This window comes from Oceanobacillus iheyensis HTE831 (assembly GCF_000011245.1).
Lineage (GTDB): Bacteria > Bacillota > Bacilli > Bacillales > Amphibacillaceae > Oceanobacillus > Oceanobacillus iheyensis.
Window position 1 is genome coordinate 2,777,909 of the sequence record NC_004193.1, and the last position, 16,242, is coordinate 2,794,150.

A 16,242-nucleotide genomic window follows, 5' to 3' on the forward strand; every position below is an offset into this window, starting at 1 on the left:
CGCTCCTCTAATTTCGTATTTCTGTATTTTCCTTAGCCATGGCAGCTAAGCTTTGAATATTGCTATTTACTTCTTGCATTGTTGCTGTAAGTTCTTCAATAGCAGCTGATTGAGAGTCTGATTCAAGATTAGCTTTTTGAATATCTTTATCAAGACCATCAATAACGGATTTAATTTTATTCGTAATCGTATAGATTTCATCTACTTGTGTTTTAGAATTAGCAGCCATTTTACGAACTTCACTGGCAACCACAGAAAAACCTCTACCATGTTCTCCTGCTCGAGCCGCTTCGATAGCAGCATTTAAACCGAGCAAGTTACTTTGATCGGCAATTCCTTTTACCGTTTGTGAAAATTCTTCAATTAACTGGACACTCTCTCCAACTTCAACTGACTTTTGTGATACAAAGTTCATATTCTCTGACAATTGAGAGATAGATTCTGCCATATCTGTAATCGTTTTAGTAATATCTTCAAAAACATCGGATAAATTCCCAGATACATCTGACAGTTGTTGTGCTTTATCCACGTTCATTCCTAAGCCAACACCGCCAACAATGTTGCCAAATTCATCTCTTATAGGAACTGCCTTTGAAATTAATTTCACACCGAGAACATGAGCAGGAACTACCATAGACTGGTTCTCCCCTTCTTGAATCGCTCTCGTTACGATATCTCCCTCTAATAACGGGTCTCCTGCTGAAACATCCAATGAAAATGTTTGACCCGGAAAATTCTTCAATAACTTCTCCGTGTCATATATTCCAATCGTTATGTCATCATTTACTAATTGCTGTATAAAAGGCCCAACCTGAATAAAAGCCTCCAATAACGGATGGGTTTTTACATTTACTACATCCATTTCTCCTTCCCCCCTAAAAAATTTCCTAGTCTCTAGATTTTATATCGGTATGAATAAAGGATTGTGAAGACAACTATCTATTTCCATAACTTTCTAAATTACTTCATTATATAATCAAAGGCTGATAGTGTAACCAACTAACCCAATTTTGTGATCGTTTATTACTTAAGTACGAGGGGAAAGACAAATTACCTTTATAATAATCGACAGCAATATACTTAAAACTCATGTTGAGAAGGCGCTCGATTTAGTTAATGAATAAAATATCAATGTAAAAAATCCCTATCTAGAATATATCTCTAAGATAGGGACAGCATAAATTTTCTATTTATATACATCTAATACTGCTTTTGTTAGAATTCCCACTCCATTTTCAAGTGCATGTTGATCAAATGTCATTGTCGGATGATGCAGACCAGGAGTTAGTGAACAGCCTAAACCAAGCATCGTGGCTTTCAGTTCTGGACGTTTAATAGTATAAAAATGGAAGTCATCCCCACCAGGTGTTATTAATGGTTCGAGCAATTTCTCCTCTCCTAGATGAGAAGTAATAGCACTTTGCATAATATCGATAGCTTCTTCATTAATTTCTGCTGCAGCAATCCCATGTACATCTGTTATTTCAATTTTAATATCATATAAATCTCGAACTGCATCAAAGATATTATGAACCTTTCTTTCCAAATTCTCCATTACCATATTTGATTGCGCTCGTAAATCAAGGCTAAATGCAGCATTTCCGGGAATAATATTAGCATTCTTTCCACCGGACTGAAATTTTGTCATTTTTACAGAATGAGGAATACGTGGATCTAAGTGAATTTGACGGATCATATTAACGATTTGGGCTCCGACTTCGATTGCATTATGATTTAGATGTGGTCTAGCTCCATGCGCATCGTCTCCTTGAATCTCACCATGAAACATTCTAGTGGCACCATGTACAATAACCGGAGTTGCTGTCCCCATCTTCGCTTCTTGGTCTGGACGAAGATGTACACCGAATAAATAGTCGACGTTGTCTACCACACCTTTTTCTACCATTTTAAGTGCACCGCTACCATTTTCTTCAGCTGGTTGAAAGATAAACTTAATCGCTATCTTGTCTTTCATATTTGGAATTTCTTGTAATGACCATAGTACACCAAGGACCATTGCCATATGTGCATCATGTCCACAAGAATGGTTCGCTTGAAAAATCCCATTCACTTCTTGCCATAGTGCATCCATATCTGCACGAATACCTACAACCGGAAGTCCCTTATTAAAATCTCCATATTCTCCAATTACCCCTGTACAATCCGTAAAGGTGGTCACATTACACCCTGCTTTTTCTAGTTGCTGCTTGATATACTTGGTAGTTTCCACCTCTTCCCAACTAATTTCAGGATGTTGGTGTAAATAATGAAACACATCTCTTACTCTTTGTTCAATACTCGTTGTCATTCATCTTCCCCGTCCTTTATATAATACTTAAATGTCGGTAATATTTTACCTCGATCTTGAACCTGATCGATCAATTTAGATAAGATTGAATTCATCAGAGACATGGTTATTGGTCCTTTTTGTAACAGAACATTCGAATTATCCGATGAGTAAATCGAAATAACAAAATCAGCATATTCGGCTGCAGGCGATGCCCATGAATCAGTAATTACGATTACAGGAACCCCTTTTTTCTTAGCTTCTTCCGCTAAACGAATCGTGTCTATTGCATAGCGGAAGAAAGAGAAAATAATGATACAAGATTTTTTAGGCATTAATTCGAGTATCCCTGCATCGCTTTCTGGTCGAAATAAAGAAGCATTCCCTACAATGTAATTCAAATTAAATGAAAACCAATGCGCAAAACTGAAAGAATGATAGTAGCCTGCAACTATAACTTTCTCACTATCTAGAATCCTCTCTATAACATCGTTTAATACATCTACATCTATTATATTCTTCATCTGCTTTAAATTCTTAACATCTTCTTCTATAAATTGTTCAAAATTAGATTCTTTCGTGGAAACATTCTTCTTATCGTTGCTATTTTCTAGACTTATTAAATGATGTCTCACTTCTTTTTGTAGATCTGCATATCCTCGATATCCTATAAAATGACAAAATCGTATCACCATTGTTTCACTTACGTCTATCATACTGCCTACTTTTTTAGCTGGGTGTATGGCAAATACGATCGGCTCGGCTAACAGATATCTCCCTACTTTTTTTAATCCTTTAGTCATTTCTGGGAGATTCGTTTTTGTTCTTTCTACATATTCTCGGTTCATAAACGTCACCTTTAAAGTTTTTCCAATATTTTGTATTGCTTTAAAGTATAAACTTTATTATAATTTATTTCAACTTAAAATATTTAGATTTTTTAAATAAAAAGGAGGTTAACGATGAACAATCAACAAAAGAAAAAAAGGAAGCTCAACCTACCAGATGCTTATGTGATATTATTCGCTATACTTCTTATCGCAGCCTTACTAACGTACATAATTCCAGCCGGTTCATTTGACCGGGAAACTTCTGAAAATGGTATTGATGTAATTGTTCCTGATAGTTATAGCCAAATAGAACAGCAACCCACTTCTGTAATTGATATCTTTCGTTCTATTCAAGACGGCCTTATTGGAGGAGCTGGTTTAATATTCCTCGTTTTAATTATAGGTGGTGCTTTTGCAGTTATTGAAAAGACAGGTGCTATCGACAATCTTATTATGAAAACAATTCGAGGAACTCAAAACAAAGAGTGGATGTTAATTATTATCGTGGCTAGTTTGTTTTCTACCTTCGGAGCACTCGGTATTATAGTAAATGCCGTCATTGCTTTTATCCCGATTGGTAAATTTTAGCCAGAGCAATGAAAATGGATGCAATTGTTGGAGTATCTATTATTTATCTAGGTGCCTATTCTGGTTTTGCTATCGGATTTCTCGACCCAATGACAACTGGATTTGGACAACAAATTGCACAGCTTCCTTTATTTTCAGGAATTGGTTTTCGGTTAATCATATATGTGACTGTTGTAAGTGCTACGATTTCTTACATTATCTGGTATGCAAATCGAGTTAAAAATGACCCGAATAAAAGTATTATTCGTGAAAATCGTTTTCCTAAATATGACGAAGGAAGTATCGATGAAGTAGATGGAACGTTAACCACTGTTCACAAAATTGTTTTGACGATACTTGTACTTGGAATCGGAACATACGTCTATGGCGTGTTTCAATTAGATTGGTCCATTAATGAAATGGCAGGAGTATTTATTGCTATCGCCATGTTAACTGCTATTGTCTCAAAAATGGGAGCAAATCACATGGTAGAGGAATTTATGCATGGTGCTAAAGGTGTTTTATATGGTGCACTAATCATTGGTATGGCTCGATCTATTGTCGTTGTATTAGAAAACGGCTATGTACTTGATACTATTGTCAATGGAATGGCAATTATAATGGAACCTTTTTCAAGTGTATTAGGAGCAATTGCTATGTTTATCGGTAATGGCCTGTTTAACCTTATTGTTTCTTCCGGCAGTGGGCAAGCAGCCATTGTGATGCCAATTATGACTCCTCTTGCAGACTTAATGGATGTACCAAGACAAGTAGCCGTACAAGCCTATTCAATGGGTGATGGATTCACAAATATAATTACCCCATTATCTGGGGTATTGATGGCTAATCTAGCAATCGCAGGCATCCCATGGACCAAATGGATTAAATTTGCTATTCCATTAGTTATTATTTGGTATATTATTGGCATTATTTTCTTAAGCATTGGTGTTATGATAAATTGGGGACCGATGTAGTGGTATTCAAATCAAGATTATTTTTCTAAAATGCGTTATTCTTATATAGACAAACATATCTTGGTGTGAACGTTTGCTATGCTTCCCTTCATCTTCTTTAGCTAGAAGTAGAAGGGATCCACCATACCGAATATGTAAATAAAGGAGTTAATAAAATGAAATTTCAAGAAATCACCATGCATAAAGTAAGCATGCGTATGAAAAACCCATTCACAACAAGTTTCGGTACCGAACAAGACCGCAGCTTTGTTGTTATCGAAGCAAAAGATGAACTCGGAAATACCGGCTGGGGAGAATGTGTCACATCAGATTCCCCATTGTATATCGAGGAATTCACGGATGGAAGCTGGGTAATGTTAGAACAGTTTCTCGTACCGCTTGCATTGCAACATGAGTGGGAACATCCAGATGAATTAGCAGAACTGTTCGCTCCTTTTAAACGAAATAACCTCGCAAAAGCTGTAATTGATGCAGCAGCCTGGGATATATATGCAAAGCGACAAGGAATCTCATTATCAGAAGCTATTGGTGGAACAAAAAAAGAAATTGAAGTTGGTGTCAGCCTAGGTATTGAAGATGACATGGAACAATTACTTACGAAAATTAAGGAAAAAGTGGACGAAGGATACAAACGAATTAAAGTTAAAATTAAACCCGGTAAGGATGTTGAAGTAGTAAAACAAATAAGAGAACATTACCCTGACATCCCTCTAATGGTTGATGCAAACTCCGCCTATACATTAGATGATATAGATTTATTAAAACAACTGGATCCATATAACTTGATGATGATCGAACAACCATTAACTGCTGGTGACCTTATTGACCACGCAGAATTACAAAAACACTTGGAAACCCCTATCTGTTTGGATGAGAGTATTCATTCTTATGATGATGCGAGAAAAGCTATACAACTTGGTAGTGGAAAAATCATAAATATGAAAGTTGGTCGTGTAGGCGGACTTTCTATCATGAAAAAAATCCATGATCTTTGTGAGGAAGCTGCTATTCCAATGTGGTGCGGTGGCATGCTTGAATCTGGAATTGGACGTGCCCATAATATTGCAGTAACTTCCTTAGCAAACTTTACATTACCAGGTGATACTGCAGCTTCTTCTCGCTATTGGCATGAAGACATTATCGAGCCTGAAGTTTTTGTTCATAACGGTATTCTACAGGTCCCAAGCGATCCTGGCATTGGATATAACGTAAGTCGAGAAAAACTAGAAAGATATACAGTGCAAAAGAAAACTTTCAAGCGTTAAAAAAGCTGAAAGCTGAACAATAGTCAGTAATGGAATTTTCATGACCGGCTATCGTTCAGCTTTTTTTCGTTTTATTTTTACGTGAATATAAGAAAGGAAATTAAATCCCGTCAGCCATGGAAATCTAATCCCGTAAGATTCGAATTTATGTTTCCATTTCACCTCTTTTACATACACTACATAAACACCCAAACATTTTTTCTTGATTAAGGCATAGAATCATTGTATAGTTTAATTCGTAGTAAATTAATTGGAATTATATGTTTTTCACAAGGAGGGTATTTGTTAATGGATAATTTGTTTATTTTAATCAACGTCGTAGTTTTACTGGCACTTATTGGACTACTAATTTATATGCAGAAAAAACATGTATCATTTGCCAAACGAGTATTTACTGGTATGGGTATAGGGATTGTCTTAGGAGCAATTCTGCAAGGGATATATGGTGAAGGGTCTTCGATTTTAAATGGGACACTCGATTGGTATAGCATTGTTGGTAGTGGATACGTAAGATTCCTTATGGTAATAGTCGTACCTCTAGTAATGATATCGATTATTCGTGCCATTATAAATCTAGATAAGTCCAAAGAACTTGGAAAAATGGCTGGTTGGATCATCGGAATACTTATCTCTACAACATTAATTGCCGCATTAGTGGGTATTGGATCAGCATTGGTATTTGATCTAAGTGCCGAACAAATAGAAGCTGGTCAAGCAGAAACAGATCGTGGGCTTTCAATCGAACAGAGCTTTTCTGAAATGGAAGGACAAACAACACCACAACGAATTCTAAACTTTATTCCGAGTAATATATTCTTGGATATGACTGGTGAACGTCCAACTTCTGTTATTGCTGTAGTAATCTTTTCTGTAATTATCGGTATTGCCACACTCGGTGTTCAACGAAAACAACCAGAGCATGCAGCAATATTTACGAAAGGAATTAACGCCATATTCAGTATCATCATGCGAATAGTAACTCTTGTTCTTCGTTTAACACCATTTGGCGTACTTGCTTTAATGACAAATATGGTTGCGAGTACGAATTATGAAGGAATCATCCAGCTAGGAAAGTTTGTTATCGCGTCCTACGCTGCATTATTAGTGATGTTCGTGATTCACTTAGTACTTGTTGGTGTATTCGGACTTAATCCGATGACCTATTTAAAAAAAGTTATTCCAGTCCTTGTTTTTGCATTCACATCACGTTCAAGTGCTGGAACAATTCCATTAAATATCTCAGCGCAAAAGAATGCACTTGGCGTAGATGATGGGGCAGCAAATATTTCTGCATCATTCGGAGCTACCATGGGGCAAAATGGTTGTGCGGGTATTTATCCGGCCATGTTAGCCGTGATGATTGCTCCGACAGTGGGAATCGATCCTTTATCTCTTGATTTCATTATTCAATTGGTGTTAATTACAGCTATCAGTTCATTTGGTGTAGCTGGTGTTGGTGGAGGAGCTACCTTTGCAGCAATTATTGTTTTATCCTCTATGGGATTACCAGTAGGTCTTGCAGGGTTATTGATCTCGATCGAAGCATTAATTGATATGGGTCGGACCGCTCTAAATGTTAATGGAAGCATGGTATCCGGAACATTAACTTCAAAAGTGATGCGAAACCTTAATCATGAGAAGTACCAAGATAAGAAATCCGTTGTCGAAAACGCAGGAATTTAATATTAAGAATAGAGTAGAAGGGGGCGACTAACCCCCGTCCTCTCACACCACCGTACGTACCGTTCGGTATACGGCGGTTCAATTAAGTATTACGAATAAATTCATACCTTTGATACAGACTTTTGAGCCCTAGTCTACTCCAATAGGAGTTGCCTAGGGTTCTGCTTAAGATTGGACTCTTGGAGATACGCCAATAATTCTTTCTGGTGTTTCCCCATTCGTATGCTTTGTGGTCAGGAACACCCAAGCTAATCAGCTTTCGGACTTTCGTCCGTGGAAGCTTCCATTGTTTCCACATACACATGCGCAATCTTCTTCTTATCCACTTATCGAACTCCTCAAACTTTGAAGGTGTCTCCGCTAAAGCGTAATACCCGCACCAACCCATCAGGTATTTGTTTAATTTCTCAATTCTTACTTCCATAGGAAATGGCTTGGAACGTGAAGTTATTTCCCTGATTTTCTGTTTTAGACGCATAATACTTTCTTTTGCGATTCTAATTTTTGGATTCTTTCCATTGGTGAAACTAAAACCAAGAAACTTACGTTTCCAAGGCCGGTCCACTGCTGATTTCTCTTTATTTACTTTCAAGCGAAGTTTCTCTTCGATAAATGTAGTAATGGAATTCATTACACGATTCCCAGCTTTCTTTGTTCTCACATAGATGTTGCAGTCATCCGCATAACGAACGAAACGTAGCCCACGCTCCTCCAGTTCCTTATCTAAATCATCTAATATAATGTTAGAAAGAAGAGGGCTCAACGGCCCGCCTTGCGGAGTGCCTTCTTCGGAGCTAACTACTATCCCATTTATCATGACGCCAGATTGTAGGTATTTCCGAATAAGCCGAAGCAGTTCCTTATCCTTGATGCGCTTCGCTAAAACACCCATGAGCTTATCATGGTTCACCTTATCAAAGAATTTCTCTAGGTCCATATCAATTACCCATCTGTATCCTTCTTTAATAAACCCCCTTGCCTTCCTCACAGCGTCATGTCCTCGACGGTTGGGCCTGAATCCATAGCTATGTTCTGAGAAGGAGGGGTCAAAAATTGTATGAAGTACTTGGGCAATAGCCTGTTGAATGAAACGATCCGTCACGGTTGGAATACCTAACATCCGAACTCCTCCGCTTGGTTTCGGGATTTCGACACGGCGGACAGGAGAAGGTGTATAGGTTCCTTTCCTCAAGTTCTCCCGAAGGGAATCCCAGTTATCATAGAGATGTCTTCGTAGGAATTTTACGGACATTTCATCTATGCCATGACTTCCTTTATTTCGTTCGACTCGCTTTAGTGCGAGAATGAGATTGTCCCGTGACAGAATTTGGTTCATCAACATACTTGGGTTTCCTTTCTTCGTGAATGTGACGTTCTATTTGTGCAAGTTCCACTCCACCCTTCCAAAGTCCCCTGTAGATTCACTACGTCCTCCTTTGGATAAGCCCTTCCGGGTTGTCTGTGTCTGCATGAAATCTTAACGCCTAGTGTCACATTTCTCCTTAATTGTTCCGTCCTTCCCCTTACATTCTCGAGTATGCAGGGTACTATGACTTCTGCTGACTTCTGACCGTTCAGCCATCCATTGCTGAATGGGTTACCAAGAGTGCTTGGCGTTTCGATCAGACCTCCCCGGGTAAGAATGCAGTCTTTCCCTTCATCAATCTGCTTCATTTACTCTGTACCAACTTTGGCAGAAAGGACTTTGTTTTGTTATGCAAACTCATCCATTGATACCTAGCCTCATATGAAGTTCGTGTTCCTCAGACCGAAGGTTTGCCGTCCGCTTCCTTCAGATTCCATGTCGCCACGGACACCCTTGCGTTAGACTAACTGTTACTTCTGCCTTCACAGTTCGGGATTCTCACCCTATAGACTGCACCCATGCCGGGCACACATAAAAACAGCAGTTTGACATAAACCAACACTGCTGTTTTTTTATTAATCAGCCTGCATTCCACCGTCCACATTGTAAAGCGATCCATTCACAAAGGATGCATCATCAGAGGCTAAAAACTTTACCACCTGAGCAACTTCTTCTGGAGCTCCAAATCTTCCTGCTGGAATTCCCTGTTTTAAAGCCTCTCCAGATTTTTCAGGTTCTCCAGGAGTAAGGTTATTCTGAATATCAGCAAGCATTTGGGTATCGATTGCAGCTGGAGCTACAGCATTTACCCGTATCCCGTCTGATGCTACCTCTAACGCAGCAGTTTTTGTAATACCAGCAACTGCATGCTTGGAAGCAATATAGCTAACCATACCTGCTGAACCAATATAAGCAGCATTGGAAGCTGTATTTACTATACTCCCGTAACCTTGCTTTTTCATTTGTTTCATTACATGCTTTAAACCTAAAAATACCCCGGTTACATTAATGGACATTATCTTTTCAAATGTAGCTTGATCCAATTCTGTTATCGGTGATACCGGTCCATTAACTCCTGCATTGTTAAAGAAAACATCAATCTTTCCAAAACGATCTACTGTTTGTTTCACATAATTTTCTACGTCTTCTTCCACTGTCACATTTCCCGTAATTGTAAAAACACGGTCATCTTCTACATGAAGTGATTCCTTTGCCTTTACTAATGAATCTTCATTAATATCTACTAAAGCTACCTTCGCCCCATAATCTAATAGTAGTTTAGCAGTTGCTTGTCCGATTCCTCCTGCGCCACCAGTAATAAGTACTACTTTTCCTTCCAATATTATCCACTCCCTTTTAATAATCTACTTCTTTTTAGTAACTTATCTGTCACTTTTATTTTATGAAAACGTTTACAAAATTACAAGTATTTTGATTTTAAAGTTTATAAAGCATATAACCAAACCAAGCGCTGCATATACTAATGATTACCGATACTACGACATACAATATTAATAGAACCCACTTTTTCTTTTCTATCAGTGACACAGCCTCTAATCCAAACGTAGAAAATGTAGTAAATCCACCACATACTCCCACCCCTAGAAATAGCCACCATCCTACAGTTATACTTTCAGATACATAATATTGCATAAAAACACCTAACATAAATGATCCGAATATATTAATGAGGCACGTTCCAAATGGAAACAGTAAAAATTGGTTTATCCACTGCCCTAAACATACCGGGCTGCTGCTCCAACGGAACCTCCTATTCCGATTAACAAAGTCATCATGCTATATCTTCCTCTTTTTTACAGTATAGTGCCAGTCTTACTCCAATATAAGCTAACCCAATTCCCAAAAATATACTCCCGAACACATATAAGCTTGCAACTATATATTTAGCTGACTCTATAAGTAGTAATGTTTCTACAGAAAAAGTAGAAAAAGTTGTAAATGAACCAATCAATCCTGTTCCCAACAGAAGCGACCACTCTTTACTCAAAAGTCTATTTTTCTCAGAATAAGTTAAAAGCCATCCAAGTAAAAAGCATCCTATTGCATTAATCACAAACGTACCGGTTGGAAATCCACTACTTGATGACATCCATTCTCCTAACCAGTAACGCAAATTTGCACCTATAAAACCACCGAGCATAACGATAAGAACATTCCTCATATTTTCACCTGTTTCTTGTAGATCTTCATTCTATGATAGCTTATACATTATCGAATTACTATCCTTTAAAATTGCCGCAATGATTATTCTCTTCCCAAAACTATGGAGCTAAACATCTTGGTAAGAATTGACCGTAAGTTTTACAAAGACAAAGATAATAGAAATGGATTCATCGCCCACATGAATCCATTTCTTTATATAATATTTATTTCATTTCAAAAAAACTTATTCTAAATAAGATAAGCTGGATTACATATTACATTCCTGCATATTTTAGAAGTAAAGCATGTTTATTAAGGTAATTAAAGAAATAACGATTATTGCCTAGTTTGAATACAATAAAATAAAAAGATTAAACGAGGAATGTTTATGCCGAACAATAAATTTAACTCTCCCAGTGCTACAGGAGAAGAAATTGAGATAACAAAAAGCTTAAAGTTAGGACTGATTGCTGGTCTACTTACAACCGTTGGTGATGCTATTGCCACGTACGCTGCAGGGGTTGCAATTGAAGAGTCTATTGAAGCCGGTTTGGAGCAAAACTTAAAATTGAAACAACAAGATGAACGCTTAAGCAGGATTGAAAAAAATATAGAATTAATTCAAAAACAATTGGTAGATGACAAAATGAACCAAAATAGTTATCTACTCAAACAGAAAGATAGCTTTTATTTAAGCTACGGCTTTCTTATTATCTAAACGAATAATAACACGAAAAACATCCCATTTAGCTAGTCTATCAAAACCTTCAAATAAAAGGATACTATATTCACCTCAAAACAGTTTCATGTGAGTCTTACTTTATACAGCTTACTACAGAATAATACTTGTCCTTGTAGAATAATATGGTATAGATAACGAGATGAATTTTATATTGTAGAAAGGATGGATAGATTGGCTTATATCGTGGATATTGTTCAGTCGCAAGTCATTGCCTCTGTGAAGAAGGAACAAGACCTTCAAAAAGCGGTTACCTCAAACGCAAACGTTATATTTTTATTAACTGGAGATTTACTCTCCACGAAGAAATATATTGATAGATTAAAAGAAGCAAATAAATCGACCTTTATTCACCTCGACTTTATCGATGGGTTAACCAATTCGAGAAATGCTATCCAATATATCGCTAGAGAATGGAAACCTCTTGGTATAGTCACAACAAAAAGTAATCTGATTAAATATGCGAAGGAAGAAAATCTAGCGACCATACAACGTATTTTTGTAATAGATAAAAATGCTTTAGCAAAAGGAGTAGAAATCGCAAATTCTGTTCGTCCTGATGCCATTGAAATACTACCAGGATTAATGCCGAAAATAATTGATCAAATTACAAAACAAACCCACCTGCCAGTAATTGCAGGTGGATTGATTAGTGATAAACAAGAAATCATGAATGGACTAAAAGCCGGGGCACTTGCTATTTCTTCCGGGGATCCTTCCCTTTGGAATTTAGATTTATAATTGTGTCTATTATATCTCGAACACTATCAACGACAAATTCAGGATGGTATTGTGATTGGTTTATCATTTTTTTCGTTGTGATGCCTGTAAGTACTAATACGGTATGCATCCCACTCTCAATGCCCATTTTTATATCGGTTTCTATGCGATCACCAACCATGTAGCATTGCTCAGGCGGAAGTTGCATCAATTCCTGTGTAATAAATTGTGCTGCTTGGACAGACGGTTTTCCTAGTATCAACTCAATTTTTTCCCCAGTTGCCCCTTCTAAAGCTCCAATCATCGCTCCACAATCTGGAATTTCGCCATTTTCCACTGGACATGTTCGGTCCGGATTCGTCGCGATGATTGTTGCTCCTTTTTTCCAAGCTTGAAACACAAGATTGAGCTTTTCATATGTGAACTCTCGATCCCAACCGATAATTACATAGGACGTTTCTAAAGGATCCCACGTACACTTAATACCTTTCTTTTCTATTTCTTCAATTAAAGGATTTTCACCTATGACCATCACCTTTGCTTGGAGTGAGATATTTTTTTCTAAATATCGAGCAACTAGATAATTAGAGTTCACGACTTGGTTATTTTTCACTTCGATACCTAAAGCCCTTAGTTTTTGTACATAAGTGGCAATACTTTCGATTGATTTATTTGTAAAGTAGATAACCTTATCTCCACGTTGAATGAGTTGTTGTACAGTTTCAAAAACTCCAGGAATTAATTGATTTTCAATATAGATCGTACCATCTAAATCAAATATGAATCCTCTCTGCAACGATCTTCCTCCCCTTGATGAAACTCTCTATTTACCTGAAGATGAAATTTTGTTGGCAATCATTTGCAGTGTAACAACCATTAATACTAAAATAATCGACATTGCTGCGGCAGAATAATATTCCGCCCGCAATACATTTTGAAAAATTGCCAAACTCATCGGTGCCCACTCCGCAGGCGCCATTAATATCGATATACTTGTTTCTTTAATAACCGTAACGAACACCAAGATTGAGCCAGCTGCAATCCCCGGCAACATTAATGGTCCAAGAATCGTTACAGCAGATGTAAATGTTGAAGCACCTAAATTCACTGCTGCTTCTTCAATGTCTTTTTTTATTGATTTCATCGTTCCGACTGTTGAACGCACCATATACGGCAGTCTTCGTATCGCATATGCAACAATGAGAATAAATGCTGTGCCCGTTAATTGTAATGGTGCAACATTAAAGGTTTGTATTAATGCAACGCCAAAGGCAATCCCTGGAACAATCAACGGTATCGTAGTCATAAAATCCAGTGAAGTTGATTTCTGCCTCACTACAAAATAGGATACAAATACTGCGATCAACACACTAATAAGTAGTGCACCAGTAGCGAGAATTAAACTATTTTGTATATTTCCCAATGATGAAGAAAAGATCGTCTTATAATGGTCGAGTGTATATCCAGTCGGTAAGGGATCCTTTCCCCACGTTGTGGCAATCGATTGTAAAAATACAGTTATCATCGCAAGTAAAGGAACAAAAACAACAAATCCAGAGAAAATAGATAGCGGAATTGTTACTCTTTTATTTTTATTTAACTTAATTTGTTTCGGTTTTCCTGATACCGTATCGTAATTCTTTCCTTTCAAGAAAAAGTTTTGAAGCCAATAAACCACAGCTGCCACTGCGATCATAATCACTGTTAAAATTGCAGCCCCACCCCAATTAAAGAACCCAGCAATTTCTCGATATGCATCGACAACAATTAAATTCAAATCCGTTGGCGCCAAAATGATTGGTGTTCCAAAATCGGAAAAACTGACTGCAAAAATAACCATTAACGTCGATAGCATTCCTGGAATCACTAACGGAAATGTCACTGTCTGAAAGGTCAACCATCCTTTTGCTCCCATATTTCGAGAAGCTTCTTCTAAGGAAGCATCACTGATTTTAAACGCAGCAACCATTGGCCAAAGTGCATATGGAAAGAAAAAAAAGATTTGCACAATAGCAATTCCCATCATTGAATATGGATTGATAAAGAGTCCCTCACCACCAAGCGCCTGATAAATATACGTGACCCAACCTGAACGTCCAAACATAATTATAAATGCGTATGCCGATATAAAGGTTGGGACAACGAGAGGTATCGTACATAATGCACTTATCGTTTTCTTCCATGGCATGTTTGTCCGTGCAATCCCATATGCTATCGGAACACAAAGTAAAATGACCGCAACTGAAACGATAAAGGACAAGATGATACTATTTTTTAAGCCTGCAAAATAATGTCCATTGGAAAAAATCGACTTAAAGTTTTCTAATGTTGCGTTTTGAAATTGCTCCAAGGATGTGCGCAATGTTTCTGTACTAATAAACGATCCAAATAAGTTGATTGGCTCATTAGTAAAACTAACTAAAAATACTGCAAGTAATGGTAGTATTAAGAACAAAAGAAAAAATGCGTAGATGAGCCATTTGATAGCTGTCATATTTGAGAATTTCCGGTGTTTTTTCATATTAATAACACCCTCTCAGGTAACACGCCAAGTTGGACTGCTGTACCGTTTTTCAAAATACTATCACCCGATTCATATGTGGTATCAATAATAAGTAACTGCCCTCCCACCTTGACTTCATAACGGACAATAGATCCTAAATAAGTCGCAATTTGGATGGTTCCTTTAAATTGATTATCATATGCATGCTGATCGGTATCTTTTATGATAATAAAATTTTCTGGTCGAATAATTACTTGTACTTCCTCTTTGTTCGTCTCTTGAGCTGATTGGATCGTCTGATCACCAATTTGAATCGTTGTCCTACCTGGTTCTGAAGAGATAACTTTCCCCATATTAATATTCGAAGTTCCTACAAAGTCAGCGATAAACGGTGTTTTCGGATGACTATATAAATCGGTTGGTGTTCCAACTTGTAAAATTTCTCCATCTTTCATCACCGCTATACGATCAGCCATACTCATCGCTTCCTCTTGATCATGGGTTACGAAGATTGTCGTAATCTTGAGATCTTGTTGGATACGTCGAATCGTATTTCGCATCGTATGCCGAAGTTTTAAGTCTAAGTTAGATAATGGTTCATCCATTAACAATACTTCTGGTTCCATGATTAACGCCCTTGCCAGGGCTACCCGCTGTTGTTGTCCACCAGATAATTCTCCGGTTAATTTATGGGCATGATCTAGCAACTCCACATATTCTAAGATCCCCATCACTTTTTCTTCAATTGTTTTTGTATACTTTACAATCCTGCTATTAAGCATGCGCGTATATACTGCTATTTTTTTAAACGGGTTTCCTTGCCGTAACTCTTTAATATTTAAACTATAGGCAACATTATCAAATACATTCATATGTGGAAATAATGCATAACTCTGGAATACCATGCCGCAATTTCGTTGATTTGGAGCAAAGCGATTTACTTCTTGATTGCCAATTTTAATTGATCCGCTTGTTGGATTTTCAAAACCAGCAATACAGCGCATTGTCGTCGTTTTTCCACAACCGGATGGACCTAAGAGAGCGAAAAACTCACCCTCTTTAATATCCAAATTTATATTTTTAAGTACCGTTACTTTACCAAAATCCTTTCGCACATTCTCTAGAAAAACTGCCCCCATGATTGA

The 16,242-nt window shown here is 37.4% G+C and carries 16 protein-coding genes; 6 read left to right on the forward strand and 10 right to left on the reverse strand.

Translation table 11 applies throughout. The features are described 5' to 3' along the window. Positions 1-7 precede the first annotated feature (7 nt). The 3 genes from OB_RS13850 to OB_RS13860 form a co-directional block, all read right to left on the reverse strand. Positions 8-862 carry a methyl-accepting chemotaxis protein gene (locus tag OB_RS13850; RefSeq protein ID WP_011067102.1) on the reverse strand — a complete coding sequence of 285 codons (855 nt, stop codon included), beginning with the start codon at positions 860-862 and terminating at the stop codon, positions 8-10. A gap of 324 nt (positions 863-1,186) precedes the next feature. Continuing rightward, a complete protein-coding gene (locus OB_RS13855) occupies positions 1,187-2,308 on the reverse strand; it encodes a M20 peptidase aminoacylase family protein (RefSeq protein WP_011067103.1) in 1,122 nt (373 codons plus the stop codon). Next, positions 2,305-3,135 (reverse strand): MurR/RpiR family transcriptional regulator, encoded by an 831-nt coding sequence (locus OB_RS13860; RefSeq protein ID WP_011067104.1) that lies wholly within the window; start codon positions 3,133-3,135, stop codon positions 2,305-2,307. Before OB_RS13860 ends, OB_RS13855 begins: the two co-directional genes overlap by 4 nt. 114 nt (positions 3,136-3,249) lie before the next feature. Here OB_RS13860 and OB_RS18800 point away from each other — a divergent pair, with 114 nt between their 5' ends. The 4 genes from OB_RS18800 to OB_RS13875 all read left to right on the forward strand — a co-directional run bounded on the left by OB_RS18800 (position 3,250) and on the right by OB_RS13875 (position 7,606). After that, positions 3,250-3,705: a hypothetical protein gene (locus OB_RS18800; protein ID WP_011067105.1), complete on the forward strand. Its 456-nt coding sequence runs from the start codon at positions 3,250-3,252 to the stop codon at positions 3,703-3,705. An 8-nt stretch (positions 3,706-3,713) separates the two neighbouring features. Beyond that, positions 3,714-4,658 (forward strand): YfcC family protein, encoded by a 945-nt coding sequence (locus OB_RS13865; protein ID WP_269445892.1) that lies wholly within the window; start codon positions 3,714-3,716, stop codon positions 4,656-4,658. A 155-nt stretch (positions 4,659-4,813) separates the two neighbouring features. After that, entirely contained in the window at positions 4,814-5,923 is a 1,110-nt protein-coding gene (gene menC, locus OB_RS13870; protein ID WP_011067107.1) for an o-succinylbenzoate synthase, read from the forward strand. 288 nt (positions 5,924-6,211) lie between these two features. After that, a complete protein-coding gene (locus OB_RS13875) occupies positions 6,212-7,606 on the forward strand; it encodes an L-cystine transporter (protein WP_011067108.1) in 1,395 nt (464 codons plus the stop codon). Between the two features lie 82 nt (positions 7,607-7,688). On the opposite strand, the gene ltrA is transcribed toward OB_RS13875, so the two are convergent. The 4 genes from ltrA to crcB form a co-directional block, all read right to left on the reverse strand. Next, on the reverse strand, positions 7,689-8,948 hold the full coding sequence (gene ltrA / locus OB_RS13880) for a group II intron reverse transcriptase/maturase (protein ID WP_011067109.1): 1,260 nt from the start codon (positions 8,946-8,948) through the stop codon (positions 7,689-7,691). Between the two features lie 599 nt (positions 8,949-9,547). Beyond that, positions 9,548-10,312, reverse strand: coding sequence for an SDR family NAD(P)-dependent oxidoreductase (locus OB_RS13890; protein WP_011067110.1), 765 nt, complete (start codon positions 10,310-10,312; stop codon positions 9,548-9,550). A gap of 97 nt (positions 10,313-10,409) precedes the next feature. Further along, on the reverse strand, positions 10,410-10,700 hold the full coding sequence (locus OB_RS17975; protein WP_081427522.1) for a fluoride efflux transporter FluC: 291 nt from the start codon (positions 10,698-10,700) through the stop codon (positions 10,410-10,412). 64 nt (positions 10,701-10,764) lie between these two features. Further along, positions 10,765-11,154, reverse strand: coding sequence for a fluoride efflux transporter CrcB (crcB, locus tag OB_RS13900; protein WP_011067112.1), 390 nt, complete (start codon positions 11,152-11,154; stop codon positions 10,765-10,767). 369 nt (positions 11,155-11,523) lie between these two features. On the opposite strand from crcB, the gene OB_RS13905 reads away from it, so the two are divergent. Next, a complete protein-coding gene (locus OB_RS13905; RefSeq protein WP_011067113.1) occupies positions 11,524-11,853 on the forward strand; it encodes a hypothetical protein in 330 nt (109 codons plus the stop codon). Positions 11,854-12,039: 186 nt separating this feature from the next. Beyond that, entirely contained in the window at positions 12,040-12,615 is a 576-nt protein-coding gene (locus tag OB_RS13910) for a glycerol-3-phosphate responsive antiterminator (RefSeq protein ID WP_041544303.1), read from the forward strand. On the opposite strand, the gene OB_RS13915 is transcribed toward OB_RS13910, so the two are convergent. Genes OB_RS13915 through OB_RS13925 form a run of 3 tightly spaced genes read right to left on the reverse strand, consistent with a single transcriptional unit; the run spans position 12,572 to position 16,236 of the window. After that, positions 12,572-13,390: an HAD-IIA family hydrolase gene (locus tag OB_RS13915; protein ID WP_011067115.1), complete on the reverse strand. Its 819-nt coding sequence runs from the start codon at positions 13,388-13,390 to the stop codon at positions 12,572-12,574. The genes OB_RS13910 and OB_RS13915 overlap by 44 nt on opposite strands. A 27-nt stretch (positions 13,391-13,417) precedes the next feature. Next, positions 13,418-15,115 (reverse strand): ABC transporter permease, encoded by a 1,698-nt coding sequence (locus OB_RS13920; protein ID WP_011067116.1) that lies wholly within the window; start codon positions 15,113-15,115, stop codon positions 13,418-13,420. After that, positions 15,112-16,236, reverse strand: a complete 1,125-nt coding sequence (locus tag OB_RS13925) for an ABC transporter ATP-binding protein (RefSeq protein WP_011067117.1) — start codon at positions 16,234-16,236, stop codon at positions 15,112-15,114. Before OB_RS13925 ends, OB_RS13920 begins: the two co-directional genes overlap by 4 nt. Positions 16,237-16,242 lie beyond the last annotated feature (6 nt).

Bases quoted from the DNA above. Each gene is read 5' to 3' on its own strand.
- OB_RS13850 (WP_011067102.1), bottom strand. From the start codon at position 862: ATGGATGTAGTAAATGTAAAAACCCATCCGTTATTGGAGGCTTTTATT.
- OB_RS13855 (WP_011067103.1), bottom strand. From the start codon at position 2,308: ATGACAACGAGTATTGAACAAAGAGTAAGAGATGTGTTTCATTATTTA.
- OB_RS13860 (WP_011067104.1), bottom strand. From the start codon at position 3,135: ATGAACCGAGAATATGTAGAAAGAACAAAAACGAATCTCCCAGAAATG.
- OB_RS18800 (WP_011067105.1), top strand. From the start codon at position 3,250: ATGAACAATCAACAAAAGAAAAAAAGGAAGCTCAACCTACCAGATGCT.
- OB_RS13865 (WP_269445892.1), top strand. From the start codon at position 3,714: ATGAAAATGGATGCAATTGTTGGAGTATCTATTATTTATCTAGGTGCC.
- menC (WP_011067107.1), top strand. From the start codon at position 4,814: ATGAAATTTCAAGAAATCACCATGCATAAAGTAAGCATGCGTATGAAA.
- OB_RS13875 (WP_011067108.1), top strand. From the start codon at position 6,212: ATGGATAATTTGTTTATTTTAATCAACGTCGTAGTTTTACTGGCACTT.
- ltrA (WP_011067109.1), bottom strand. From the start codon at position 8,948: ATGTTGATGAACCAAATTCTGTCACGGGACAATCTCATTCTCGCACTA.
- crcB (WP_011067112.1), bottom strand. From the start codon at position 11,154: ATGAGGAATGTTCTTATCGTTATGCTCGGTGGTTTTATAGGTGCAAAT.
- OB_RS13905 (WP_011067113.1), top strand. From the start codon at position 11,524: ATGCCGAACAATAAATTTAACTCTCCCAGTGCTACAGGAGAAGAAATT.
- OB_RS13910 (WP_041544303.1), top strand. From the start codon at position 12,040: ATGGATAGATTGGCTTATATCGTGGATATTGTTCAGTCGCAAGTCATT.
- OB_RS13920 (WP_011067116.1), bottom strand. From the start codon at position 15,115: ATGAAAAAACACCGGAAATTCTCAAATATGACAGCTATCAAATGGCTC.
- OB_RS13925 (WP_011067117.1), bottom strand. From the start codon at position 16,236: ATGGGGGCAGTTTTTCTAGAGAATGTGCGAAAGGATTTTGGTAAAGTA.